We start from the raw sequence: 26,175 nt of genomic DNA, 5'->3' as shown, positions 1-26,175 counted from the left end.
CGGCAATTTCTGCCTATCTGGAAAGACTTGTGGAGAAAGAAAACCGCCTTCGTGGCGAGTGTCTCAACCGAACCTGAGCGCCCGACCCGTGGCCCCTGGTGTCTCGCCGAACCGCTCCCGGTAGGCAACCGAGAACCGGCCCAGGTGCCGGTGGCCGGACCGGTAGGCCACCTCTGCCACGGGCAGACTGTGCCCCTCCGACAACAACAGGTGCCGTGCGTAACTCAGCCGGACGCCCTGAAGGTACTGAAGCGGAGTACAGCCGTATTCCTGCCGGAACTGCAATTGAAGGTTCCGGGGCGAGGTTCCTGCGTGGGTACTGATATCCAGAAGACTGATGTCATCGGCAAAACGCTCGCCGATCAGGCTGACCGCACGCTTCAGGATGGCCGGTGACCTGCCGGTCTCCCGCCGTTCCAGAAGCGGCGACGCGGTGTTCGGCTGAAATTCCAGCAGCGCTCCGACAAGGGCTTCTTCCAGGTGACGTTGTTCCGGGCTCCCGCCCCCCTGAAAAACCCGCCCTTCCTCGACTGAGCCCAGAACACCGCGCAAGCGACGACGCCAGGCAGCACCAGCGCGAGACAGAAGATTGAATTCGGGTTCGAAGCGAATCTGACCAACACTCACACCGGCCATTCTGCTTGCAACTTCCTGCAGGAAACCCGTCTCGATCTGAAGAAGGATCTGCTGGCAGCCGGCATGCCAGCGCATGGCTGTGTGCCGGTCCGGATTGAGAATGGAGGCAACCTTCGGCGTGGACACCATGGAACGACAACCATTGCGGACCTCAGCCGTGCCGGCAATTGGAAGCTGGATCAGGTAGAACTCGGCAAGTTCGCCTGGCTCGATCGCCACATCAGCGCCATACCGCAGGTAGTTGAGGGAAAGATGCTGCCCACGCACCCGGTTCTGGCAGGCATCAAACCTGTCGGATGCCGAAAAACGCCCCAGGCGATGATTGCAGAAGTGACGGGCAACGATTTCCCTGGCTTCGTCCACATCCGTGGTTTCGAAGCATTTGAAGCGATCGAGCGGCGTTTTGCTTTCTGCCTGAGACAACATTGTGGAAGCATGCCGCTGCTGCGAGGCCCTTTCAAGCGCCACCTTATGTGCCATGCGTCATTTTACTGCATCCGGCCAAGTAATTTCGCTTTCTGGATAAAGAAATCCATCGAGCCGCGCTTAGCCTTTCACCTGTCGAAAGACCAAAGCGCACCAAATGAGCGATGAGGGGAACAATCATGCAAGATGGAGCAGGCATTACCGCAGCTAACGCGGGACTGGACAATATCAGCTGGAATGTGGTCGGGCATACCTATACGCCGAAACTCCTGAGCGGCAATGCCTTCATCTGGCATGCGCTCATTCCGGCGGAGACCTTTGTCCCACCTCACATACATCCGACCCAGGACGAATGGATCGTGATGCTGGAAGGGGAGCTGGAAGTCGAAATGGGTGGTCAGACCCACAAGGCAAAGGCGGGCGACACGATCCGCATGCCGATGGGTGAAGCCCACGGCATCTTCAACAGGTCTGGCAAGACGGCCACCTGTGTCTTCGGCGTTGCGCCGTCCCGTAAACTCTTCGAACTCTTCGGCGCGCTCGACGGCGTGACAGATCCGGCTGAACTGGTCCGGCTTTCCGCCTTGCATGAGGTCGACTTTCTGCCGCCTCCCGATCAGGCCTGAGCCAACACGGCCAGATCCAGCTTTTGAAGTGACGGGGTGGATTGCCGGCAGATACCACACTGCCGGCGCCCCCTGAGGCGAGAGGACATCGAGAATGACGAAACGCAAGACTGTCGCCGTAATCGGCGGCGGCGTGAGCGGGCTTGCGGCTGCAAAAGCCTTTGACGAACGCGGGCACAGGGTGATGGGCTTCGAGCGAAGCCACGATTTCGGTGGTGTCTGGGAACTGTCGCGGTCCTATCCGGACGTGCAGACCCAGTCGCCCAAAGACCTTTACCGCTTCACCGACCTGCCCATGCCGGACGACTATCCTGAATGGCCGAAAGGGCCTCAGGTACATGCCTATTTGCATGCCTATGCGACAAAACACAAACTCGGCCGCCTGTTCCGGCTGAACACCAATGTCCTGTCCATGGATCGCCGCAAGGATGGCAATCCGGGTTGGACGCTGACACTTGAGGCGGCCGGCAGAACCTGGTGCGAAGATTTCGACTTCGTCGCCATCTGCACCGGCCAGTTTTCGGACAAGAACGTCATTTCCCACCCTGGGCAAGAAGCCTTCGAGGCCGCCGGCGGCCAGGTGCTGCACAGCTCGGACTATACCGACAGCAGCATGGCGCGGGGCAAACATGTGATCGTCCTCGGCGGCTCCAAATCCGCGACCGACCTGGTGGTCAACGCCGCCAGAAACGGTGCGAAATCGGTTACGCTGGTTTACAGGGAACCGGTCTGGCGCGTGCCCTATTTTGTCGGCGGCATCAATTTCAAACGCCTGCTCTACATGCGCGCCCAGGAACAGCAGTTCAACGGCTGGGGCCGGACCGGCCTTGCAAAAGCGGTCTCTGCTGCCTTCAAGCCATTGATCTGGGCAAATTTCAGAGGGCTGGAAACCCTGCTCAAGTTTCAGCTCAAGTTGAAGAAATGGGACATGGTTCCGGATATCCCGATCGAAAAGGACGCCTCCTGTTCGTTGCCGATCGTGACACCGGGACTTTTCGAAGGTTTTGAAGCGGGCAGCATCCACCCGGTTCGGGGAACCTTCGCGCGCTATGAGAATGGCCAGGTCATCCTGTCCACGGGAGAAGCACTGCCCTGTGATCTGGCTGTGCTGGCCGTGGGCTGGAAACTCGGCATTCCCTATCTGGCGAAGGAATACCGGGACAAACTGATTGAGCCCGACGGGCAATACAGGGTCTACCGTTTGTCGGTGAACCCTGACCTGCCCGACATGGGGTTTGTCGGCTTCAACTCCAGTTTTTGCACCGTGCTGTCGGCGGAAATGATTGCCAACTGGCTGGTTCGCTATGCCGACGGGCAACTGGCTCATCAGCCGACGGATAGGGAAATGCGCACCAACATCGACCAGATGCTCCACTGGCGGCGGCGGGAACGGCCGGCTGCCCAAGTCTATGGCGGTCTTTGCTCTGCCCCCTTCCACTTCCGGCACTTCGATGAACTGCTGGCGGATATGGGGGCTGCCAAGCGAAAACGCGCAAACCCGTTGGCGGAGCAGTTTTCCTACCCGAACGCAGAAGCTTACGGGACATTTCTTGGCAGCACGCCGCAATATGCAGCGGGCTGAACAGGGAAGGTTAAGAGCCAGCCGGCCTGTAAGCCGGGTTCTGTATGGCCCGGCCAGATACGAGACCTGACGCGGACGTGACAGCCATTCATCTGTGACGTCTGTTGCCAGACGCCTATCGCAACCAACCCGGACAACTGGCCTGGAAACCGGCCTGAACCGGATCGCTCCGGTTCGCGCTGTCCCTATTCGGTTTTGCTCCCGGTGGGGTTTACCATGCCGCCGCTGTTGCCAGTTGCGCGGTGGGCTCTTACCCCACCCTTTCACCCTTACCCCGGGAAAATCTCTCGATCTGTCCGGGGCGGTTTGCTTTCTGTGGCACTTTCCCTAAGGTCGCCCTCGCCGGGCGTTACCCGGCACCGTGTTTCCATGGAGCCCGGACTTTCCTCCCCCGCGGCCTTTCGGCACTTGCGGCAGCGGCTGTCCGACCGACTGGCGCATGGGACTTAGGAGGCTTTGCGGACAAGGTCAAGCGACAGTCGATGCCGTGCTGCGCGAATTCCCGGGATAGCGTCCAGGTCCTGTGTCATTCCGCCAACCTGCCGTCCACTGGCGGCTGCGACTTCGCGCCCCGCCTCACCCGTTCGCACGCTTCACAATCCTCACGCAAGCTAGCTCTTGCAGGGCTATAGGCTGGCAAAACTGTCAAGGTGCCATCGGGCCAGACACCCAAGAGCCTGCGGCAAAACCCGCCAACTCCGGAACGGTGAAAAGAGGAACGTAATTCTAATTATTGTAAAAAATATCAATATAAATTTTTACAAGCCTCTCGAAAGATAAAAACTTTTTCCCGCTATTGCCCAAATATTAAGCAATAAGAAACCCATGTGACGGAAGGTAATGGGAACAAACATGGAGCTAAAAATGCGTCAACTGTGCGTCTTCCTGCCTGCGATCATGCTGGCAACTGCAGCCCAGGCTGCGGAAACACCGCCCGATGCGAAAGCGTTGATCCAGCCGGAGATTGTGGAAGCCGTTGCCGAATGGCTTTCCAACCCGATTGTCGCCTTGTCGATCAACGCACAAAACAATTTGCGCGGATCTCTTTCCCAGGCAGACATCGACGCACTGGACGCCCAATGGCGACAGGAACGCGAAGCAGCGGACAAGCCTCTGATTTCCGCGACCTTGTCGGCCCCCTTGTCGATCTATCTCCTGCGCGTTCAGGCAGGGTCCCTCGGCCTCTACCCTGAAATCTTCGTCATGGACGCGAACGGTCTGAACGTCGGGCAAAGTGCGATTACCAGCGACTACTGGCAGGGAGACGAGGCCAAGTTCCAGAAGACCTTCCCGAACGGCCCTGAAACCGTTTTCATCGACGAACCGGAATGGGACGACGGCAGCAAGATCTGGCGTGCCCAGCTCAACATGACGATCACTGACCCCGAAACCAAGAAAGCCATCGGGGCTGCAACAGTCGAATTCAACCTGACCGAACTGATGCGTCGTCAGGGCACGGGATCTTAAGCGGGAAATACCATGTTCAAAAATCTATCCGTCAGCAAAAAGATCGCCGCAGGGTTCCTGACGCTCGCATTGATCGGCGCAGTGGCCGGTGGCATGAGTGCCTATCAGACGCATTCGGCTCTGGATGAAGTCAAGACAGCAAACAACCTGTCGGATCTCAACGTGGAAACGGCTGAACTCACGGAAAAGATCGCAGCGCAGGCTTTGTCGGTGAAATCCTTCCTGCTAACCGGCAACCGTGATCTTCTCACCCGGTCCCAGGATCTGAACGATGAAATTCAGACAGGATTTTCGGAAGTCGGCTCACTTGTCGACGCGAGCCTGCCTGAATTCCAAACTCATCTCTCCGAACTGAAATCAAGCTGGGAAACCTGGTACAGCCAGATTGCCGCGCGCCAGATCGAACTTATGCGCACACCGGAGACGGTCGACATGGCGCGTGCGATTGACCTGACACCGGAAAGCTCGGGTCTCTTGACAGCTGTACAGCAGCAAAGCCGACAGCTTGCCGACGCAGTTGATGCGGAACGGCAGAAATCGGTTATTGCCCAGAACACGTCACTGAACACGGTCCAGATCGTCTCGCTTTCCAGCACACTGATCCTAACCGTGCTTGCAATGATCCTCGGCTTCCTCAATCACATCGCGATTTCAGCGCCGCTATCGAGACTGTCCGTCATAACCGACAAGCTGTCGGCCGGAGACACGTCTCAGACGGTTGATATCAGCGACCGTAAGGACGAAATCGGTCTTCTCGGTCGCGCGCTCGGCGTCTTCCGTGAAAACCTGATCCGCACAAGCGAACTTGAGCAACAGGCTGAAGCGGAACGCATCAACGCCGAACGCATCAAGCGCGAGGAAATGGAGAAGGTAGCCAGCGACTTCGAAGCAACTGTCCTCAACATCTGCGACGGGATGATTACAAGACTGGATGCGCTGACCAGTTCCGCCGGATCGCTGTCAACGATTGCCAACAACACCACGGACCAGGCCCTGGCCGTTTCGGCAGCCGCCGAACAGGCAACCACCAACGTGAATACCGTGGCCAGCGCGACAGAGGAACTTTCAGCTTCCATCCGTGCAATCACGGAACAGGTGCGATCATCCTCGGAAATCGCCCAGGAAGCGGAACATGAAGTCGGGCGATCCAACGAAGCCGTGGCAACGGTACAGCAGGTGGTTTCGCGCATCGGTGACGTTACCAAGCTGATCACCGATATTGCCGAACAGACCAACCTGCTCGCCCTCAACGCGACCATTGAAGCTGCCCGTGCCGGCGAGGCCGGAAAGGGCTTTGCCGTTGTTGCATCCGAGGTCAAGGCACTCGCGGAACAGACATCCAAGGCGACGGAGGAAATCGACCGGCAGATCACGGAAATGCGCCAGGCCGCGGATGCTTCGACAGAAGCAACCGAGTCTGTTGCCGGTCTCGTCCAGAAGATTTCGGAAAACACGCACGCCATGTCCGGTGCAGCGGAAGAACAGAACCTGGCAACGACCGAAATCGCCAGCAGCGTCTCCGAAGCCGCACAGGGTACCGAAAGCGTTTCGAGATCCATTTCCGAGGTCAGCGGCGCTGCCAGCGAAACGGCAAACCTGAGCTCGGACATGAATGCGGCTGTCGGCGAATTGCATGAACAGTCCAATACACTGCGCCACGCCATGCAGGACTTCCTGGCCAAGGTACGGGCAGCGTAACCAGCCTTGATCGAGCCCTGTAACGGGTTTCACGGTCTCGGTAAAAATACTGCGTCGCACAAACTTCATTTCTCTTGTGCGACGCCAGCGGCTAACGTCCCCTTAGGATTTCATTCCGGGGGACGTTTTCGTGAAACACGCGATCAAGACGCAGGAAGCTGCGGACCTCATTCCAGACGGAGCCACCCTGCTGGTGGGAGGTTTCATGGGGGTGGGTTCGCCCCATCGGTTGATTGACGCCATAGTGGCGAAAGGCACCAGAAACCTGACGATTGTCGCCAATGACACGGCCATGCCGGGTCGTGGCATCGGCAAGCTCGTCAGCGCAGGTTCGGTTTCAAGGGTGATCGCTTCTCACATCGGCCTCAACCCGGAAACCCAGCAGAAGATGATATCCGGCGAGATTGATGTCGAACTGGTTCCGCAGGGAACCTTGGTCGAACGCATTCGGGCGGCCGGTGTCGGTCTGGGTGGCATCCTGACCCCGACCGGCATTGGCACGCTCGTCGAGGAAGGCAAGCAGAAGATCACCGTCGACGGCAAGGACTATCTTCTGGAAACGCCCATCCATGGCGATTTCGCACTTCTGGCCGCCTACCGGGCCGACTACGTCGGCAATCTGGAGTATTCCCTCACAGCCCACAATTTCAACCCGATCATGGCGCTGGCGGGCAAGACCGTTATCGCGGAACCGCACACAATCGTCCCCGTGGGTGTGATTTCGCCAGATAGCGTGAAAACACCCGGCATTCTCGTCGATCATCTTCTGGAAAGGGCCGCCTGATGGACGACAAGGAAATCATCGCCCGCCGCGTGGCACAGGAAATCAAGGCCGGTACGCTGGTCAATCTCGGCATCGGCCTGCCGTCACTGGTGGCCAACTACCTGCCGAAGGAAGTGCATGTCTTCTTTCAGGCCGAAAACGGTGTAATCGGCCTTGGCGCCCGCCCGCCGGAAGGGATGGAAGACCCCGACCTCACCGATGCCGGCGGCGGTTTCGTGACCGCCGTTCCGGGAGCGGCCTCCATCGACAGCGCCATGAGCTTCGGCCTGATCCGCGGCGGCCATCTGGACATGACCGTTCTCGGTGGCCTGCAGGTGGATGAACGTGGCTATCTCGCGAACTGGATGATCCCGGGCAAGATGGTTCCGGGCATGGGCGGGGCAATGGATCTTGTGGCCGGCGCCAAACAGGTGATCGTCGCAATGGTTCACACGGCCAAGGGCCACCCCAAGATCCTGAAGGAATGGACACTTCCCCTGACGGCTCGCCGTCGTGTCAGCCTGATCGTGACGGAAATGGCCGTGATCGAACCGACGGATGACGGCCTCGTCCTGCGAGAAACCGGCCCCGGCCTGAGTGTCGATGACGTCATCTCCGCAACAGAAGCCTCGCTGATCGTTCACGGGGACGTCCCGACCATGCGGCTTTGAAGGAAGACTGGTCAATGCGCGTGTCCAGTACCAAGCAAACCGGCAAGGGTGTCCACGCCCTCCTCGATCTGCCGTGCATTTGCACCGGCAAAGCCGACAATAAGCCCCGGCCGCCCTCCTTCGGTCAGATAACAATTGCTGAGTGGTGAAACGGCAAAGCCACGGTCCTGCATGGCGACTGCAAGGGCAATATCGTTGACGGGCTCCCGGAACATGACCGTCAACTGCACATTGCCTGTAAGAGGCGCAACTTCGACACGATTGCCCAGCCTCTGCCGTAACGCGCCCGCAAGCATCGTCCCCCGCTCCAGATAGACCGGACGGATCTGTTTCAGGTGCTTCTGATAGGCCCCGCAATCCATGAAGTGGGCGAGTGCAGCCTGGGCCTGAACATTGGCAGAGCAGCCGATGTTGCGCATGGTCTGGGTGAGCGGGGCCACGAGAACCTCAGGCACGACGCAATAGGCAATCCGGAACCCGGGGAGCAGGCTCTTCGCGAACGTGCCCATGTAAACAACCTGTCCCTCATCCGCCAATCCGTGCAGCGCAGCCACAGGCCGGCCCTCGAACAGGAACTCGCTGTCATAGTCGTCTTCCAGGATCACCGCGCCGCAGGTACGGGCAACATCAAGAAGCATCAGGCGCCTCGCCAAGGGCATGCGTGCCCCAAGGGGATAGTGATGGGACGGTGTGACATAGATCAGCTTCGGCGGTCGATCCAGATGAGCCATCTTCGACGCGTCCGCGCCCTCGCCGTCGGTCGGCAGCGGCCGGATCGTCAGACCTGCCCCGGAAAAGGCCGTCCGCGCGCCGAGGTAGCCGGGTTCCTCCAGCCAGACGTCGTCGCCCGGATCAGTGAGCACCTGGCTGAGCATCGTCAGGCTGGCCTGTGTTGAGCTGGTGACGATAATCCGATGAGGGTCAGCCCGAACCCCGCGTTCGGCCGCAAGGTGCCGGGCGATCTGCCGCTGGAGGACCTCAAGACCGGCAAAATTCTGATAGTGGAGATCCGCGCTGCGCTCGAGCCGGGCAGCCCTGCGCAGTGATCTTGCCCATTCCTCGTAGGGAAACAGATCAAGCGCCGGCGCACCCGGTTGCAAGCCTCCCTGGCGATAGGCCCACCCCTCGCCGCGCAAGTTGGCACTCAATGTCCTGCCTCGTTGCGACAGCTTCAGCCCGAACGCTTCCACCTTGCGCTGCGCCTGCACACCTTCCAGCACCAGCCCTTCGGTAATGCGGGGAGCAGCGCCTGTGCGCACGGTGATGACGCCTTCGGCTTGCAGAAGGTCATAAGCCGTGTTGACGGTGTTGCGTCCAACGTTGAGCGACGCCGCCAACCGCCGCGTGGATGGCAGCTTTGTTCCCGACCGCAGCAAGCCTGTGCGCACGGCGTCACGAAAGCCGCGATAGATCTGTTCCGCCAATGGCACGTCTGCCGACCGCTCAAGAGACAGGATGCCTTCAGGAAAAACTGGTTCTGTCATTTTCCAAAAACCGGACCTTCTTTGGAGCCAATTTATCGGACAAACAGCACAACACAAGACAAACAGTCAATTGGAGACGAGACCATGTCCACTCTGGAAAAACGCCAGGCAGCGGATCTGCCCCGTTATGCCAAGATCCGCCAGATGAACCGCGGCGGATACGACAGGACTGTTGCCTACGACATTCTGGATGCGGGCCTTGTCGCCCATTGCGGCTTCATTCACGAAGACCGACCGATGGTGATCCCGATGGCATATGCCCGGATCGACGACCGCATCTATATTCACGGAGCAAGCACCACCCGCATCATCAAGTCAAACGCAGAAGGCGTACCGGCGAGCCTTACCGTCACACTTGTAGATGGTCTGGTGGTCGCACGTTCGGCTTTTCATCATTCCATGAACTATCGCTGCGCGATCGTGCATGGCACGGCGAGGCTTGTCGAAAGCGAACAGGAACAGATCGAGGCCCTGGCCGCTATCACCGACCATCTGCTGCCTGGCCGCTGGGATGAATGCCGCGAAATGATGCCGAAGGAACACAAGGCAACCGGTGTGCTTGTCATGGATATCGACCATGTCAGCACGAAGGTCCGCACCGGCGGACCGGTGGACGACAAGGAAGATCTCGGGACCGATATATGGGCTGGTGTGGTGCCTGTGGTGACCGCACTCGGCCAGCCCCTATCGGCTCCTGATGTACTTGCCGAAACGCCGGTTCCCGCCTCGGTTCCAGCCGCCCGCAGGAAGTTCGCATAAGCTGACAGCCTTCAGCGCACAAAAAGAAAACCCCGCCGGAAATCCCGGCGGGGTTTTCAGTTTGCCCACGGCTGACCGCCCTGCTGCTTTTAGCTGGAGGCCAGGATTTGCTTGACCTTCGAACAGTAGCGCTTGCTGACCGGGTTCATCCGCTTAGCGAAATGGCCGGCATTGTAGCGCAAGATGGTGCCACAAACGTCGCCGCCCGCCTTCTTGTGCGCGCCGGCAAGGTACTTCATGCCCCATTCCAGATTGGTTTCGGGGTCATAGAGCGCCTTGGTCGACCCGCGGTAGCCGATGCCACGTGCGGTTGCCGGCTTGATCTGCATCAGACCGACTTCACCGGCGCTGCCGCGTGCACGCGGATTGAAGTTGCTCTCCACCTGGACCACTGCCTTGGCGATCTTGACCGGCACACCATGTTTGGCGGCGGCCTTACGGATGAGCTTGGCGTATTTGTCGTTGCTGACAACAGCCGTCCGCTTCGGGGACACCTTGCGCGTCAGGCTTGCAGTTCTTGTCTTCTTGGCAGGTTTTTCCTGCGTTTCCTGCTTGCTCGATTCAATGATGTGCAGGATCGGTTTGGAACCAGAGCCGACCGACGGCTTGGCTTCGGCAGGTTCGCTCTTCTTGTCCGGGTCGATGATATGGAGGATCGGCTCCGACCCGGAACCCGTACCTTTAGCCATTGCAGCCGGTGCTGCAAGAGTGGTTGCATAGGCGAAAAGGCACAGCGCCCCAGTAAGTGTCTTGAATGACCGTAACATTCAGTCCAGCCCTTTTGGTTTTCGTTGCGTTGAAATCAGGCGGGAGAAATGCCGGAGCTATTGGACGAAAATGGGCGCTAATACATCACGAATTATTTCAAATTATTACATAAAATTACAGGAATTTAATGCTGTTCTTAGTCATTTTCTGTAGTTTGTGGCCAAAATTAGCAAGCAATTCGGCAATGGATGGGCCATCAGAAGAAATTCTGTGACCACTCGTGGCGCAGAGCCGTCTAAAAATGCTGCGTTGCGGGAACTAATTTTGTTGACTGCGCGTTTATTTCGTTGGCCCGAACTCGTAACCGCACAAAAAAACCAAACCGACCGTTCCTTCAGGCTGACAGGGAAGGCAGCTTGCGCAGCAACGCATGCAACGTTTCGATTGTCGATTGATCGACGACACCGTCAACCTTCTCTGGTCGGAAATGGCGTTGAAACGCGGCAACCACCTGGCGTGTCTTCAAGTCGAAGTCCCCGGTGATGTCCAACTCGTAGCCATAGAGTGCGAGCATTGACTGCACCGCTTCAACAGGCTGGCCGCTATCGCCTTCCTGCATCAGCAGGCCTGCCCCGAGTGGAAACGGTTTTACATATAAACCGATGCCGGCTTCTGACAGGCGATCCCATGGGAACAGTTCACCCGGGTCCTCCTTCCGGGCAGGAGCAATATCCGAATGCGCCAGGACCATCCACGGATGGATCCCGTGACGGGCACAGATATCGCCAACAAGCGCGACAACGGCTTCGATCTGTGGCTCCGGAAACGGTTGATAGCCGTGCTCATGCCCCGGATTGACGATCTCGACGCCGATCGATCGGGAATTGATGTCGGTCTCGCCTTTCCAGAAGCTGCGCCCCGCATGCCAGGCCCTGCGGGATTCAGGCACGCATTGCAGGATGCTGCCATCCTCGTTGACGACATAGTGGGCGGAGACTTCCGAACGAGGATCACATAGGCGCTGCAAGGCTTCTTCGCCGGTCGGCATGCCGGTATAATGGAGCACGACCATATCCACAGGGGCTCCCTGCGCCCGCTGTCCGTGGTTGGGAGACGGATGGACCCTGGCCTTCACACCGGTATCAGTCGCAACGCTCATATGCCTCTTTCCGCGCAGATCTTCGCCCAGGCTTCGTTCAGCGCCGCAAGACGATCATTCGCAATCCTGACGAACTCCTCCGGAACGCCTCTTGCGATCAGCCGGTCGGGATGCGTTTCCTGGACCTCGCGGCGGTAATGGGACTTGAGTTCACCGTCACTTGCTTCCGGTCCCAAACCCAGCACCTCGTAGGGGTTGCCATCATTGCGCACATGTCTGGCGAGTATCCTGGAAAACTCCCGGTCATCGATCCCGAAGACCTCCGCCACTCTGGAAAGGTAGCCTATTTCGCTTTCGTGGACGACGCCGTCAGCTTTCGCAATGTGAAAAAGCCCATCCAGAATGTCGAGCAGCGTCTTGCGGTCGTATGGGAACAGATCCGCCAGTTTCTTGGCATAGACCTCGAAGCCGGCAATGTCTTCCTGCGCCAGATTGAACAGGCGGGCGACATTGCGTTCTTCGTTGGGCGGTACATCGAAAAGTTCGCGGAAAGCGATAATTTCATCGGTGGTCACCACACCATCGGCCTTGGCCATCTTGGCCGACAGCGCAATCATCGCAACGGTGAAGCCGACACTGTTGGTCCCCTCCGGCCGCGCAAGCACGAGCTGGACCAGGCGGTCGACGATCTGCGCCCCTCCTGTTCCGATCGAACTAACAATAGCGCCGAGGCTACTCCAGACACTCACACTTCAGCTCCCGCTGGGCCGGTGGGAAAAGGCAGGCAGGAAAGCTTGCCGTGAACCGCATGAATCGATGCGTTGCAGACTCTTATCGGCATGGGCCGGATTTGACCAGATCAACGCTCGCCTGTCCCCATTGGTGCTTCAGCTGGTCGCGCCCCTGGACAAGCGAAAACCGAGTTCCCGCGCGCCAATGTTTTGGACCTTCGAATGGACCACTGCAACGCAGCTCCGTAGTTTGCGGACAGCCTGACCTACCCCGCCATTTTCCTCGGGTTTCCCTTGGGTTTGAGCAAGCTTGCGATTCATGATGGTTAAAGGAATTACGCTTAGCCTTTCGCGACTCGTGTTCGCAAGATGGTTCCTCTCCGGATGGCAATCCCCCTGGGAAGAAGCAACATTGTCATTTTTTTCATTTCCATGTCGCTGGTGCTGACGCTGGCGCTGGGTGTCTACGCGAGCAATCGTCTTCTAACGCACTGGCTGGTCGTCCGGGGTCTTGAGCAAGCTTTCCTGCCGCAGGAAAAGACTTTCAACTCGATCCTGCAGGCATTGGCGAGCCGGATCGAAACCGAACCGACAGCCGACATGTCCGCATTGCGGCTGACCAAAGAGGCTTCTGCCGACAGCCGGCAGCCGAACGACCTGGTTGGCGAATTGCAACGCAATGCCGGCCAGGCTCTGGACACATCCAAGGTACTGGACGCGGTCGCGATCTTCCCTGCGCCAACCGGATCCAGCCTCCAGCGCCCCTCACCGGTGCAAATTCACTGGCATAGTGAAGGGCGGCTTCGTACCAGTAATACGATCTCGCAGGCCAAGGCCGCTCTGAACGGCAACAGCCCGCTCGTTGCCATCCCGGACATGTCGTGGCACGGATCGTTTGGGGCGAATGCACTGCTTGCCTACCGTCCCGAAGGAGCCTCCCCGGACTTTCCGGGGCTCTTGCTGTTGGTGACCCAGTCGGGAATCCTGAACGGCCTCACGCCGCTAATCTGGTTGATCAGTGCCGCGATTGGCGGTCTTTGCCTGGCCTCCTTCATGTTTGCTGGCATTCTCCTCTGGCTGCGCTTCTATGACCAGCTCCAGACCAGCAGAGACATTCAGTATTTGGCGCATCACGACACACTGACCGGTTTGCCGAACCGCGCCGTCTTCAACGCGCGCCTGACCGAAGCGCTGCGCCTTGCACAGGCCAAGGCCTCCAATATCGGTGTCATGCTGATCGACGTCGACAAGTTCAAGGAAATCAACGACACCTATGGTCATGGCATCGGCGACGTTTTTCTTCAGATCGTGGGGGAGCGCCTGAAGGCGGTCTTCGGAAACCACCTGGTCGCCCGCCTTTCAGGCGATGAATTTGCTGTCATGCTGACATCCTTGTCCGACCCCGCCCGCATGACCCGACTTGCAACGGACATGATTGCCGCCACTGAAGCTCCCTGCACGATCGACGGCAAGGACATCAGGATTTCGCTGTCCATTGGTCTTGCAAGGGCAACCGACGGCTCCTGGCGCTCCTCTCGTTTGCTTCATTGCGCGGACCTTGCTCTATATCGGGCCAAACACAGCGGGCGTTCCACCTTCTCGTGGTACACACAAAGCCTTGATGCAGAGGCGCAGAAACGCAAGGAAGTGGAAGAAGGACTCGCCAAAGCGCTCAAGTTCAACCAGTTCAAGTTGCTCTATCAGCCGCAATATGCGCTGAAGGACGGAACACTGAAAGGCTATGAGGCGCTGATCCGCTGGGACCATCCCACCAAGGGTATCATCCGGCCGGACGATTTCATCCCGATTGCAGAAGACACGGGCCTTATCGAGGAAATCGGAACATGGGTCCTCAACCACGCCTGCCGCGAAGCAGCGTTATGGCAGGACCGCTCGCGCAAGGTCGCAGTCAATGTTTCTCCCGCTCAGTTCATTGCCGGCGAAACCCAGAAACGCGTTGCCCAGGCGCTTCAGAATTCCCGTCTAGACCCCAAGCGGCTTGAAATTGAAATCACCGAGAGCCTGCTGATTTCGAACACGGACGCCGTCATCGAGACACTTCAGCAGATCCGCGACATGGGTGTTTCTATCGCCATGGACGATTTCGGAACCGGCTATTCATCGCTGAGCTACCTGAGCCTGTTTCCCTTCGACAAGATCAAGATCGACAAGGCCTTCATCCAGAACCTCGGCAAGGATGCCAGTACCGACGCCATCGTGACGTCGATCGTGGGCCTCGGCCGCTCGCTGGATGTCACGATTACCGCGGAAGGTGTCGAAACCGAGGAACAGGCCATTCTGCTGAGCGCGGCCGGATGCGATCTCGTCCAGGGTTTCCTGTTCGGCAAACCTGATACAGTTGCAAAACACGAGGCCTCGTATCCGGTGTTTCCACTCAGCCCAGCCGGTAGACGCTGGTTCCCCCGAATGCAGCATCAAGCGACGTCGGCGCAGGTGCCACCGCGCATTCGCCTTGCCCCCAAACTTGCCAAGAGCGTGAGGCCCGCTGCCCCGCAACCGGCGACTGGTGGGAACAGCGAAGACCCGACGCCGCAGATTGAGCAGGTCCCCTTGCAGACTGCAGGCTGAAAACCGCGATTGAAGGTTTTCAGAGGCTGACCCCGGCTGCGGCATCCTGAGCGGCCGACTGCCGTTCGCGGTCTGCCTTGCGTTCGGAGTAACGATCGACGAGATAGTCCGATCGGCCACGAACCAGCAGCGTGAACTTGACGAGCTCTTCCATGACATCGACCACCCGGTCGTAAAGGGCCGATGGTTTCATGCGGCCATCGTCGTCAAATTCCTGGTAGGCCTTGGGCACCGACGACTGATTGGGGATGGTAACCATCCGCATCCAGCGGCCGAGGACACGCATCTGGTTGACTGCATTGAAAGACTGCGAACCTCCCGAAACCTGCATCAAGGCCAGTGTCTTGCCCTGTGTCGGCCGGATGGCGCCAAAACTCAGCGGGATCCAGTCAATCTGCGACTTGAGTACACCGGTCATTGCCCCATGGCGTTCGGGAGAGCACCAAACTTGTCCTTCGGACCAGGCACATAGATTTCTCAGTTCGGTGACTTTGGGATGATCGGCACCGCTGTCATCGGGAAGCGGCAGACCTGATGGATCGTAGATCCGGGTCTCCGCACCATAAGCCTGCAGCAGTCTTTGTGCTTCGTGCACGAGGAAGCGGCTGTAGGACCGCTCGCGCAGGGAACCATAGAGCAGCAATATCCGCGGTGGATGCGACGGCCCCGTTGGAACCTGCAACTTCTCCCGGTCGATTTCCTGAAAGTCTGCCGCCGTCACGTTCTTCAAGTCTGCATGCGAACTTTTCGGCTCAGGCATCTGGCGCTCCGGACGAAACCACTTCGCCGTCTTCCTTGGTGAAAGACCCGATATCCTTTGGCAACAGGTCCAGCACCTTCTCGGACGGACGGCACAGGCGGACGCCTTTTTCCGACACCACGATCGGCCTGTTGATCAGGATCGGATGTTCCATCATGAAATCGATCAGTTGGTCGTCCGTCCACCTGTCCTCACCGAGACCCAATTCATCATAGGGCGTTCCCTTCTGGCGAAGGATGTCCCGCACCGGAAGACCGATGCGCTTGATGAGGTCAACGAGTTCTTCGCGGCTCGGCGGCGTTTTCAGATATTCGATAACCTGCGGCTCAACGCCGGATTTACGGATCATTTCCAGCGTGTTGCGGGACGTGCCGCATTTCGGGTTGTGATAAATCGTCATGCTCATGTGAGGTATCGTCCTGTCAAAGTCCCGAAGGTTTCTTAAAATCTGCTGCCGGAAAACAGCAGACAGCGGGATCGTTGCCGCAGCAGTCTTCCATCAGAAAACCCAGAAGGTTCCGCATGCGGTCATAGTCGACCGCATAAAGAATATGCCTGCCCTCCCGGCGGGTCGTCAGCAGCCCGGCCCGTTCCAACGTAGTCAGATGAAACGACATCCTGGTTGGCTGTATGTCCAGTCGCTCGGCAACCGAGCCGGACGGCAAGCCATCTGGCCCAACCGTCATCAGCAACCGAAACGCCGCCAGCCGATCTTCCTGTGCCAAGGCGCCCAACGCAGAAACTGCTTCCTGATCTTTCATAATTCGATACTACAAGAAATTTTGGAATATTCAACAAATGAACGCGAACATCCCCTGTGTGCGATATCACATGGCTGCAGCGGCGCGAGCGGCCTGATCGTAGTTGCCGGACACCAGTCGCAATGTAGCGGCAAGTTTGGAGAGTTCGTTTTCGTCGAGGCCCAGCGCTTTCATTGGCTTGACCAGGAGAGCCTCGCGCAGACGCCGGTACTCAAGGCAGGCAGTTTCGCCTGATTTCGTGATTTCGGCGGTCTTTTCCTTGCCCCGACGGCCAGATGAAATGAGGCCAGCCTTTTCAAGCTTCTTCAGCGCATAGGTAACCGTGTGAGTGTCTTCGATGTTCAGCACAAGACAGATGTCTGACAGTGTCTTGGCTCGGCCACGGTGATTGACCGAATGAAGCACAAGCACATCCAGAGGTCCAAGCCCCTGCGACCCGCTGGCCGCCATACAGCGTACCATCCATCGGTGATAGGCATTGACCATCATGGTCACCGCGAATTCGATCTCCGAAAGCGCAGGCATTGCACCGGAGGCAAGATGCGCTGCAGAGACAACAGGCCCGATGGGGGCATCGCTTCTGGAGTCGGGATTATCCGTCACATCTGATCTCCGGCACAGTTTGGTTTTTCAGCGGGCCCCCAACCGGAACCGGTCGAAGGCCCTTTTCTGATCGTTTCAAAGGTGTGCGTACATCCACCCCTGTTCGTTCACGGGAAGGAATGCACTAGTTGCTCAACATCGTCTGCGGCAACCAAAGAGCCAAGCCCGGAAAGGCCACAATCAAGACGATTGCCAGGATCATCAACAGGAAGAACGGCAAGGCCATGCGGGCAACCTTGAAGATGTTGTACCCGGTCATGCCTTGCAGCACGAACAGATTGAACCCGACAGGTGGCGTGATCTGGCTCATTTCGACAACCAGCACCAGGTAAATACCGAACCAGATGAGATCGAGGCCAGCCTGCTCCACCATAGGAAGGATCACGGAGGTCGTCAGAACCACCACCGAAATGCCATCCAGAAAACACCCGAGCACCACGAAGAACAGCGTCAGGGCAATCAGGAGCGCATAGGGTGACAGGTTCAGCGAGCCGATCCATGCAGCCAACTCACGCGGGATGCCGGTGTACCCCATGGCAACGGTCAGGAATGCTGCGCCGGCCAGAATGAACGCGATCATGCAGGATGTCCGCGTTGCGCCCATCAACGCTTCAGCGAAGCTCTTGCGGTTCAACGTTCCGCTTACCCAGGACAGAAGCAAGGCCAGCATGACGCCGATGGCCGCCGCCTCTGTGGGCGAAGCAAGACCCGCATAGATCGAGCCGATCACACCCACGATCAGACCGATCACCGGAAACAGCCGGCGCGTTGCAAGAAGTCGCTCGATGAAGGGAATGACTTCCTCCTTCGCAGGCATCTTGTCCTTGTTCAGCAGTGCCCAGATCGCGACATAGCCCATGAACAGGAGGCAAAGCATTGCCCCTGGCAGAACGCCTGCCATGAACAACCGGGCAATCGACTGCTCGGTCGCAGCGCCATAAACAATCAGGATGATCGATGGCGGAATGAGCAGGCCCAGTGTGCCCGAACCTGCCAGTGTGCCGATCGCCATGCGTTCGTCATACCCGCGCTGCTTCAGTTCGGGTAGAGACATACGACCGATGGTGGCGGTGGTAGCGGCTGAAGAACCCGACACGGCGGCAAAGATACCGCACCCGAGAATGTTCACATGCAGCAGCCGGCCCGGCAGATTGCGCATCCAGGGAGAAAGACCGGCGAACATGTCCTCCGACAGACGAGATCGGAACAGGATTTCACCCATCCAGATGAACATGGGCAGCGCCGTCAGATCCCAGGAGTTCGATGCTCCCCAAACCGTCGTTGCCAGAACGGGACCGGCAGGCGCGGACACAAGAACCATCATTGCGGCAAGCGCGACGGCAAACAGCGCAACGGCTACCCAGATACCGGTTGCAAGCGCCGCCAGCATTCCAATGCCGAGCAGGAGGGCGACAAGGGAGAGATCCATTATTCTTTCCCCTCTATCGGATCGGCCTTCACGACCGATTCAAAACTCGGCGCCTTGCCAGTGAGCGCCATGATCAGGTCGTCCAGCAAAGCGATTGAGAACACCAGCAGTCCGAAAGTCATCACCGACTGCGGAAAGACAAGCGGGATCGGAATGACGCCGTAGGAGGTTTCGTTGAATTTGAAGCTGTCGAGCGCAAGCTGTCCGGCGTTCCACGTAAAGAATGCCGCCAGCGCAAGAGCGACCGCAACCGCCCAGACATTCAGGATACGCGCCCCAGCTTTGGGCACGGACTGCAGCAGGATCGCGACCCTGATGTGATCACCGTTGCGCAGCGTCCCGGATAGGGCAAGAAAGGATGCCCCTACCAGCAGAAAACCTGCAATTTCAGCAAGTGAAGGAACCTGCAGCCCGAGTGGCTCAAGACCAAAGACCGTTCGAGACCAGTCGAATATGCGTCCAAACACCTGAAGAACAACGAGACTGGCAATGACAACGAGACAACACGCAGCCATAGCCGTTGACGCTTGATAAAGCGTATTCAAAGCCTTTCGCATCGGCTTCCCCTACCGGATGTGCAGCTGATATTAAAAAAACGCCGGACTTGTTAGGTCCGGCGCTTCTTTAGCTGTTTAGTTTTTATAGGCTTCGAGAACGGCTTGGCCGGTTTCACCGGCTTCCTCTTGCCATTCGGCAGCCATCGTCTCGCCTATTGCTGCGAGATCCTGGATCAGCTCGCTGCTCGGCTGAACGACAGTGATGCCGTTGTCGACCAGAACCTGGGTCTGCGTCTTGGTTTCTACCTTGGAAGCTTCCCAGCCGCGCTTCTCAGCAACATCGGCGGCTTCAAGGACAGCTGCCTTTTCGTCGTCGCTCAGGGCGTCGAAAGCACCCTTGTTGACGAACACCATGTTTTTCGGCAACCAGGCCTGGGTGTCATGATAGTGGCTCAGGAAGTCCCAAGCCTTGGAATTCGCACCGGTGGACGGTGACGTGATCATGGCTTCGACACGACCGGTGGAAAAGGCGGTCGGAATATCCGGCACTTCAACCTGCGTCGGCACGGCGCCAGCCAGCTGGGCCAGGCGTTCAGTCGCTGTGTTGTAGGCACGGAATTTCAAACCCTTGAGATCATCACCCTTGGTGATTTCCTTTTTGGCGTAGATACCCTGGGGCGGCCACGGCACGGCATACAGCAGCTGCAGTCCCTGCTCGCCGAGCTTTTCTTCCAGTGCAGGCTTCGACGCCTGGTAAAGCTTCCAGGCCTGATCATAGGACGGAGCCAGGAAAGGAACGGAATCCACCCCGAAGACCGCATCTTCGTTGGAAAGGCGGGACACCAGAATTTCGCCGATCGGGGCAAGCCCCTTGCGGACCGAGTTCTTGATTTCCGGATGCTTGAACAGCGATCCCGCAGAGTGGATCTGAATGACCAGCGAGCCGTCAGTCTTTTCCTTCACTTCTTCAGCGAAGGCAGCAATGTTCTGTGTGTGAAAGTTGCTGTCACCATAAGGTGTCGGCATGTCCCACTTGGTTTCAGCGGAAGCAGCGGTGAAACCCGCAAGGCCGAATGCGGCGGCAGCAGCCAGATGGATTCCGGCACGTGTCAGGGAACGAGATTGCAGCATGATTTTCTCCTCTAGGAAGCGGGGATTACCCGTCGGGATGCTGCTCGAGGTGCATTCTTCGAACACCTTGTGGAGCACATCTTCACAAACACTAGACTCAAAAACCACCAACATCAACAATTTATCGATAAATTGTGATTGTCATCTTCAAAACCAAACCGTTCTTCCCTCCGCGAAAAGGATTGGCTAGCGTTCCGGCCAGACAACCTGGAAACCTGAATTCGTGCCAAACACCAACCAACGCCTCTTGACTGGCAACAGCGCCAACCGCCTGATTTTGGCGCTCATTTTGGTAGTGGCGGCCTTGCTACGCTTTCAGAACCTGGACAGGACGAGCCTTTGGTACGATGAAGCCGTCAGCTGGAGCCAGTCCAAGGGAACCATCGCCGAGCTGTTGACCGCCGTTGCAGCTGACAATTATCCGCCGCTGCATAATATTTTGCTCTGGCTGACGATGCCCTTGGCAGGTGACAGTGAAACAGCATTGCGCTTGCCATCCGTGCTGTTGGGCGTTCTTGCCGTCTGGCTAATCTTTCTGACTGGCAAGACGCTGGCCGGAAACACCACTGGCCTGCTTGCTGCCGCTCTCCTGACCGTCTCACCGTTCCACATCTGGTATTCGACAGAAGCCCGCATGTATGCCCTGCTGGCAACATGCGGGCTCGCCTTTCTGCTTCTGGTTCTGAAAAACCTTGAAAGGCCATCGGCCTGGCGGCTGGTGGCGCTTGGAGTGGCTGGAGCCCTGTTCCTCTACAGTCACATCTACGCCCTTCTGGGCTTCGCATCCGTTGGTGTGGTCTGCGGCATCCTGGCATTGACCGGCATTTTGAAATCCGGCCGCATCAGTCTCACCAATGCGGTTCTTGTCTGCCTTGCAATGGCAGCGAGCGCGCTTGCCTTTTTACCTTGGTTGATCATCCTGGCGATGCGAGCAAGGTCGGTGGCCGAAGAAGGCTTCTGGATTGCTTATCCTGATCCGACGTTTCTCATCAACATCGCCTTCAGTATAGCCGGTTCGCTGCCATTGTTCTGGGTGCTGGCAGGTTTGGCTGTCGCCAGTCTCCTGACCGTCGTTCACCTTCCAGGCAGGTACTTCGGCAAACCGCAAAGTCCGGATGCAATCCTCGTTTGCTTTGCCTACACCGTTGGTCCTCCGCTTTTGGCCTATCTCTATTCCATAAGTGTGCAGCCGATCCTTTTTGATCGATACCTGATCGCGGCATGGCCAGGGCTTGTCCTGCTCGCCTCGGTAACAGCCCAGCGCCTGGCGCCACAGGTTGCACCGATCGCATTGTTTGCTGCCGCGATATGGTTGAGTTTCCCCGAATTGAAATTCACGCTGCTGGAGAGAATACGCCCCGAATGGCGCCTGATCGCAAGGGACTATCTGGAACAGAAAGCCGATGGCGATCATCTCTTGTTGTTCAAGGGATTTGCCGCACCGGCCCTGTCTTATTATTTGCGCGACCCCAACACCTTCACTGCAGTTGATACAATTGCCGAAATAAACAAGGGAACCGCTGATGCCCGATGGCTATTGATCGTCCACACAAGCAGTGAGGAACTGAGCAAAGCGCAAGAAGCCTTTGCCCCGCGGGAAGGCACTCCGGCAGCCAGGCGCTTTGGCTGGGGAGCCAGTGGCCTGACACTTTTGGAGCGAGGCCCTGTCGAATAATCTCATTCGCCTGGATGCAAGTCGCAAAACAACCAGAAACAGACAGCAACAGCCGCAAGTACCCCTGCACCAATTGCAACTTCCAGCAATAGCCCAAGCAGGGAAACGCCGAGAAGCAGGGCGACAAGCAGGAAGATGCCAACGAACCAGAGGTCTGCTGTCAGTATACTGATTGTGAAGTCGACAGCCTCCGCCAGACGCAGCAGAAACGGATCCCGTTCTTCTGATTTATCGTTTTCCGACATCGCCAGCTTTCTGTTTTCCCTTTTAACACAAGATCATATGGGGGTACCGCAGGCGATAAAAAGATCAAATAACAACCCATTCAGATTTTTTCATCGACATTTTATCGATAAAATGTCAGCATAAATTCACTTGCTATCAAAACGCTAATTATCGGCATGGAATCGCGTGTTCCTTAAAGCCGGCAGCATCAGAGGGAAGATCATGACAACCAAGTGGGATTTCTGGATCGACCGTGGCGGCACCTTTACCGACATCGTCGGCAGGTCACCGGACGGCACGCTGCATCCGCACAAGGTGCTCTCCGAAAATCCGGAAGCCTATCGCGATGCCGCCATTCAAGGCATCCGGGAATTGCTTGATGTGGAAAAAGGCGCGACTATTCCCTCGGACAAGATCGCGACCGTAAAGATGGGCACGACCGTTGCCACCAATGCACTTCTGGAGCGCAAGGGTGAGCGAACAGCTCTGTTCATCACGAAAGGCTTTCGGGATGCGCTTGAGATCGGCTACCAGGCGCGACCGCATATTTTTGCCAAGGAAATCATAAAGCCTGAGTTGCTCTATGAGAGCGTCCACGAGATCGTCGAACGTGTCCGCGCCGATGGCGAACTGGAACTCGCACTGGACGAAGGACAGGCCCGTAGTGCAATGCAGGCCGCTTGGGATGACGGCATTCGCTCCATCGCAATCGTGCTGATGCACGCTTACGCCTATCCGGCCCATGAACAACTTCTGAAAAAGATTGCTGAAGACATCGGCTTCCCGCAGATCTCTGTGTCCCATGAAGTGTCACCGCTGATGAAGCTGGTGGGACGCGGCGACACCACTGTGGTCGACGCCTATCTGTCACCCATCCTGCGACGCTATGTGAACCAGGTACAGGAAGAACTGGGCGAAGGTCCGCGGCTGATGTTCATGCAGTCTTCCGGAGGTCTCACCGCTGCAGACCTCTTCCAGGGCAAGGACGCAATCCTGTCCGGCCCGGCCGGAGGTGTTGTCGGCGCAGTCGAGACCTCACGCATGGCCGGTTTCGAAAAGATCATCGGTTTTGACATGGGCGGCACGTCTACAGACGTCTGCCACTACGACGGCGACTACGAACGCGCATTCGAAACGGAAGTCGCCGGTGTGCGCATGCGCGCTCCGATGATGATGATCCATACGGTTGCAGCTGGCGGCGGTTCGATCCTTCATTATGCAGACGGCCGCTTTCAGGTGGGCCCCGATTCAGCCGGGGCAAATCCGGGTCCGGCCTGCTACCGACGCGGCGGGCCACTCACCGTTACAGACGCCAACCTGATGACAGGCAAACTGGCACCGGAATTCTTTCCGAAGATCTTTGGCCCGGACCAGGATCAGCCGCTTGACGGCGATGTAGTTCGCAAACGTTTCACGGATCTGGCTGTGCGCATTGGCGATGGACGCACCCCGGAAGATGTTGCAGACGGCTTCTTGAAAATCGCCGTCGAGAACATGGCCAATGCCATCAAGAAGATTTCGGTCCAACGCGGCTACGACGTGACCGAATACGCGTTGACCTGCTTCGGTGGCGCTGGTGGCCAGACCGGCTGCCGCGTTGCTGACAGTCTCGGCATGAAGACCGTCATTCTGCACCCGTTCTCGGGCATCCTGTCGGCATACGGCATGGGACTGGCTGATATCCGCGCAGACCGGCAACAGGCCGTCGTGAAGACACTTACGGACGATTTGATCCCTGAACTGCAGGCTCTTCGTGATCAGCTTGCCAGCCAGACTGAAGCAGAACTCGACAGGCAGTCGATCACTGCCGCCGCGCGCCGCACGACCGCAACCGCGCATTTGCGTTACGACGGCACGGACACGCCGCTACCGGTCCCCCTCGGGTCCGTCTCTGAAATGCGGGCAGCCTTTGAGGATGCACACAAAAAACAATTCGGCTTTGCCTATGAGAAAAAACCGGTCGTCGTTGAAGCCCTGGAAGTCGAAACGGCCGGTGGCGGCGCCGGTCTCACCGAGCCGGATCTGACATTGGCCACAGGGACGGCCTCCCCGGCAACCTCCACAAGCATTTACTCCGAAGGCACCTGGCACAAGGCCGGTATCTTCAAACGCGAAGTGCTGAAACCGGGCATGAAGGTGACCGGACCGGCGGTGATCATCGAACCACATGCCACGATCGCGGTTGAAGACGGCTGGCAGGCGGAAATCAATTCAAAGGATCACGTGATCCTGAAGCGTATCGTGCCGTTGAAACGCGCAGAAGCCATCGGAACGCACGCCGACCCGGTCATGCTCGAAGTGTTCAACAACCTGTTCATGTCTATTGCGGAACAGATGGGGGTCACCCTTCAGAACACCGCATACTCGGTCAACATCAAGGAACGTCTTGATTTCTCTTGTGCCGTCTTCGACGCAGACGGTGCACTGGTTGCCAACGCACCACACATGCCGGTTCATCTGGGGTCCATGGACCGTTCGGTGGAAACGGTCATCAAGCTCAACAAGGGCAAGATCAAGCCGGGCGACGTGTTTGCATTGAACGCCCCGTACAACGGTGGCACGCACTTACCGGATATCACAGTTGTGTCGCCGGTCTTCGATGACGAAGGCAAGGAGATCCTTTTCTGGTCGGCGTCCCGTGGCCACCATGCTGATGTCGGCGGCTCTGCCCCAGGCTCCATGACGCCGCGCGCGACCAACGTGGACGAGGAAGGTGTTCTGTTCGACAACTTCAAGATCGTCGACGAAGGACGTTTCTGCGAACAGGAACTGGTTGAGCTTCTGACCAACCATCCCTACCCCGCCCGCAACCCGCATCAGAACGTCGCCGATTTGTCCGCACAGATCGCCGCAAACGAAAAGGGTATCCAGGAACTTAGGAAGATGGTCACCCACTTCGGACTGGACGTGGTCCAGGCCTATATGGGGCACGTTCAGGACAACGCGGAAGAAAGCGTTCGCCGCGTGATCGAGGCGCTGAAGGACTCCGAATACGAGTATCCGACTGACCAGGGCTCCGTGATCAAGGTCAAGATTACCGTCGACAAATCAAAGCGCGAGGCAACGGTCGACTTTACCGGGACCTCCGGCGTCAAGCCGAACAACTTCAATGCGCCGGAACCTGTGACCCGTGCGGCAATCCTTTATTGCTTCCGGGTGATGGTAGACGGCGACATTCCGATGAACGCCGGCTGTCTCAAACCGATCAACATCATCATCCCGGATGACTGCATGTTGCGGCCTTCCTATCCGGCTGCGGTCGTGGCGGGTAACGTGGAAACGTCCCAGCATGTCACCAATGCCGTCTTCGCAGCTCTTGGTGCCATGGCCAATGCTCAGGGAACGATGAACAACCTGACATTTGGCAACAACACGTATCAGTACTATGAAACCATCTGTTCCGGCTCGCCGGCAGGGCCTGGCTTCAATGGTACGGATGGTGTCCACACCCACATGACCAACTCGCGGCTAACCGACCCAGAAGTATTGGAGTTCCGTTTCCCGGTTCTCCTGGAGGATTTCCATATCCGCAAGGGGTCCGGTGGCAAAGGCAAATGGTCAGCAGGTGATGGTACCAAACGGACCTTGCGTTTCCTTGAGAAAATGGACTGCGCGATCCTGGCGTCACACCGTACTGTTCCGCCGAAAGGATTGGACGGTGGCAGCGACGGTGAACTCGGCCGCACCGAAGTTCGGCGGCTGAATGGCGAGATCCAACAACTGGAGGGCTGTGATCAGACGGTTCTTGAGGCAGGAGAAGCGGTCACCGTCATCACGCCCACGGCGGGTGGTTGGGGCCACGCCTGATCCAAATTCCAATAGATCGAAGAAAAAGAACGGCCACCTGATTGGGTG

The 26,175-nt window shown here is 57.8% G+C and carries 23 protein-coding genes and 1 other RNA gene; 10 read left to right on the top strand and 14 right to left on the bottom strand.

Annotated features, from left to right (window positions below):
• Positions 1-63 precede the first annotated feature (63 nt).
• On the bottom strand, positions 64-1,116 hold the full coding sequence (locus HEP89_RS16460) for an AraC family transcriptional regulator (RefSeq protein WP_209014738.1): 1,053 nt from the start codon (positions 1,114-1,116) through the stop codon (positions 64-66).
• 125 nt (positions 1,117-1,241) lie between these two features.
• Here HEP89_RS16460 and HEP89_RS16455 point away from each other — a divergent pair, with 125 nt between their 5' ends.
• Positions 1,242-1,688: a cupin domain-containing protein gene (locus HEP89_RS16455; protein WP_031269111.1), complete on the top strand. Its 447-nt coding sequence runs from the start codon at positions 1,242-1,244 to the stop codon at positions 1,686-1,688.
• A 94-nt stretch (positions 1,689-1,782) separates the two neighbouring features.
• Entirely contained in the window at positions 1,783-3,270 is a 1,488-nt protein-coding gene (locus tag HEP89_RS16450) for an NAD(P)/FAD-dependent oxidoreductase (protein WP_168692529.1), read from the top strand.
• 13 nt (positions 3,271-3,283) lie between these two features.
• Here HEP89_RS16450 and rnpB read toward each other — a convergent pair.
• Positions 3,284-3,706, bottom strand: an RNA gene (rnpB, locus tag HEP89_RS16445) — RNase P RNA component class A.
• Between the two features lie 428 nt (positions 3,707-4,134).
• On the opposite strand from rnpB, the gene HEP89_RS16440 reads away from it, so the two are divergent.
• The 4 genes from HEP89_RS16440 (at position 4,135) to HEP89_RS16425 (ending at position 7,869) form a co-directional block, all read left to right on the top strand.
• Positions 4,135-4,737 (top strand): hypothetical protein, encoded by a 603-nt coding sequence (locus HEP89_RS16440; protein ID WP_035908842.1) that lies wholly within the window; start codon positions 4,135-4,137, stop codon positions 4,735-4,737.
• A 12-nt stretch (positions 4,738-4,749) separates the two neighbouring features.
• Positions 4,750-6,435 (top strand): methyl-accepting chemotaxis protein, encoded by a 1,686-nt coding sequence (locus HEP89_RS16435; protein WP_168692528.1) that lies wholly within the window; start codon positions 4,750-4,752, stop codon positions 6,433-6,435.
• 130 nt (positions 6,436-6,565) lie between these two features.
• Positions 6,566-7,219: a 3-oxoacid CoA-transferase subunit A gene (locus HEP89_RS16430; RefSeq protein ID WP_062488116.1), complete on the top strand. Its 654-nt coding sequence runs from the start codon at positions 6,566-6,568 to the stop codon at positions 7,217-7,219.
• Entirely contained in the window at positions 7,219-7,869 is a 651-nt protein-coding gene (locus HEP89_RS16425; RefSeq protein WP_209014737.1) for a 3-oxoacid CoA-transferase subunit B, read from the top strand. The genes HEP89_RS16430 and HEP89_RS16425 overlap by 1 nt, the downstream gene beginning before the upstream one ends.
• A gap of 11 nt (positions 7,870-7,880) precedes the next feature.
• On the opposite strand, the gene HEP89_RS16420 is transcribed toward HEP89_RS16425, so the two are convergent.
• Entirely contained in the window at positions 7,881-9,353 is a 1,473-nt protein-coding gene (locus HEP89_RS16420; RefSeq protein WP_168692527.1) for a PLP-dependent aminotransferase family protein, read from the bottom strand.
• 84 nt (positions 9,354-9,437) lie between these two features.
• On the opposite strand from HEP89_RS16420, the gene HEP89_RS16415 reads away from it, so the two are divergent.
• Entirely contained in the window at positions 9,438-10,112 is a 675-nt protein-coding gene (locus tag HEP89_RS16415) for a pyridoxamine 5'-phosphate oxidase family protein (protein WP_168692526.1), read from the top strand.
• An 89-nt stretch (positions 10,113-10,201) separates the two neighbouring features.
• Here the strand turns inward: HEP89_RS16415 and HEP89_RS16410 are convergent, their stop codons facing one another.
• The 3 genes from HEP89_RS16410 to HEP89_RS16400 form a co-directional block, all read right to left on the bottom strand.
• Positions 10,202-10,801: a lytic transglycosylase domain-containing protein gene (locus tag HEP89_RS16410; RefSeq protein WP_023000473.1), complete on the bottom strand. Its 600-nt coding sequence runs from the start codon at positions 10,799-10,801 to the stop codon at positions 10,202-10,204.
• Between the two features lie 413 nt (positions 10,802-11,214).
• Complete coding sequence (locus HEP89_RS16405) at positions 11,215-11,979, bottom strand: N-acetylmuramoyl-L-alanine amidase (protein ID WP_023000472.1); 765 nt, start codon at positions 11,977-11,979, stop codon at positions 11,215-11,217.
• The gene (locus tag HEP89_RS16400) at positions 11,976-12,668 is read right to left on the bottom strand and encodes a DnaJ family molecular chaperone (RefSeq protein ID WP_023000471.1); all 693 of its coding nucleotides are present in this window, start codon (positions 12,666-12,668) and stop codon (positions 11,976-11,978) included. The genes HEP89_RS16405 and HEP89_RS16400 overlap by 4 nt, the downstream gene beginning before the upstream one ends.
• 366 nt (positions 12,669-13,034) lie before the next feature.
• Between HEP89_RS16400 and HEP89_RS16395 the strand changes: the two genes are divergently transcribed.
• On the top strand, positions 13,035-15,239 hold the full coding sequence (locus tag HEP89_RS16395; protein WP_209014736.1) for a bifunctional diguanylate cyclase/phosphodiesterase: 2,205 nt from the start codon (positions 13,035-13,037) through the stop codon (positions 15,237-15,239).
• A gap of 19 nt (positions 15,240-15,258) precedes the next feature.
• Here HEP89_RS16395 and arsH read toward each other — a convergent pair whose 3' ends face one another.
• From arsH to HEP89_RS16360, 7 genes are all read right to left on the bottom strand, one after another.
• Positions 15,259-15,999, bottom strand: coding sequence for an arsenical resistance protein ArsH (gene arsH / locus HEP89_RS16390; RefSeq protein ID WP_187306537.1), 741 nt, complete (start codon positions 15,997-15,999; stop codon positions 15,259-15,261).
• Positions 15,992-16,405 carry an arsenate reductase (glutaredoxin) gene (gene arsC, locus HEP89_RS16385; RefSeq protein WP_168692525.1) on the bottom strand — a complete coding sequence of 138 codons (414 nt, stop codon included), beginning with the start codon at positions 16,403-16,405 and terminating at the stop codon, positions 15,992-15,994. The genes arsH and arsC overlap by 8 nt, the downstream gene beginning before the upstream one ends.
• Positions 16,406-16,421: 16 nt before the next feature.
• A complete protein-coding gene (locus HEP89_RS16380; protein ID WP_152505994.1) occupies positions 16,422-16,760 on the bottom strand; it encodes a metalloregulator ArsR/SmtB family transcription factor in 339 nt (112 codons plus the stop codon).
• Positions 16,761-16,826: 66 nt separating this feature from the next.
• Positions 16,827-17,363 (bottom strand): winged helix DNA-binding protein, encoded by a 537-nt coding sequence (locus HEP89_RS16375; protein WP_075282679.1) that lies wholly within the window; start codon positions 17,361-17,363, stop codon positions 16,827-16,829.
• Between the two features lie 124 nt (positions 17,364-17,487).
• Positions 17,488-18,792: a TRAP transporter large permease subunit gene (locus HEP89_RS16370; protein ID WP_055655492.1), complete on the bottom strand. Its 1,305-nt coding sequence runs from the start codon at positions 18,790-18,792 to the stop codon at positions 17,488-17,490.
• On the bottom strand, positions 18,792-19,349 hold the full coding sequence (locus tag HEP89_RS16365) for a TRAP transporter small permease (protein ID WP_031269105.1): 558 nt from the start codon (positions 19,347-19,349) through the stop codon (positions 18,792-18,794). Before HEP89_RS16365 ends, HEP89_RS16370 begins: the two co-directional genes overlap by 1 nt.
• Before the next feature lie 75 nt (positions 19,350-19,424).
• Positions 19,425-20,420 (bottom strand): TRAP transporter substrate-binding protein, encoded by a 996-nt coding sequence (locus HEP89_RS16360; RefSeq protein ID WP_055656716.1) that lies wholly within the window; start codon positions 20,418-20,420, stop codon positions 19,425-19,427.
• 223 nt (positions 20,421-20,643) lie between these two features.
• Here HEP89_RS16360 and HEP89_RS16355 point away from each other — a divergent pair, with 223 nt between their 5' ends.
• Positions 20,644-22,095 (top strand): glycosyltransferase family 39 protein, encoded by a 1,452-nt coding sequence (locus HEP89_RS16355; protein WP_168692524.1) that lies wholly within the window; start codon positions 20,644-20,646, stop codon positions 22,093-22,095.
• Between the two features lie 2 nt (positions 22,096-22,097).
• Here HEP89_RS16355 and HEP89_RS16350 read toward each other — a convergent pair whose 3' ends face one another.
• Positions 22,098-22,340, bottom strand: a complete 243-nt coding sequence (locus tag HEP89_RS16350; RefSeq protein ID WP_055655495.1) for a hypothetical protein — start codon at positions 22,338-22,340, stop codon at positions 22,098-22,100.
• A gap of 202 nt (positions 22,341-22,542) precedes the next feature.
• On the opposite strand from HEP89_RS16350, the gene HEP89_RS16345 reads away from it, so the two are divergent.
• Positions 22,543-26,127: a hydantoinase B/oxoprolinase family protein gene (locus tag HEP89_RS16345; protein ID WP_168692523.1), complete on the top strand. Its 3,585-nt coding sequence runs from the start codon at positions 22,543-22,545 to the stop codon at positions 26,125-26,127.
• Positions 26,128-26,175: the final 48 nt, after the last annotated feature.

Source organism: Labrenzia sp. 5N (genome assembly GCF_012395805.1).
Lineage (GTDB): Bacteria > Pseudomonadota > Alphaproteobacteria > Rhizobiales > Stappiaceae > Roseibium > Roseibium algicola.
The sequence above is the reverse complement of the archived record's forward strand: the minus strand, read 5'-3'. Positions and strand labels throughout refer to the sequence as shown.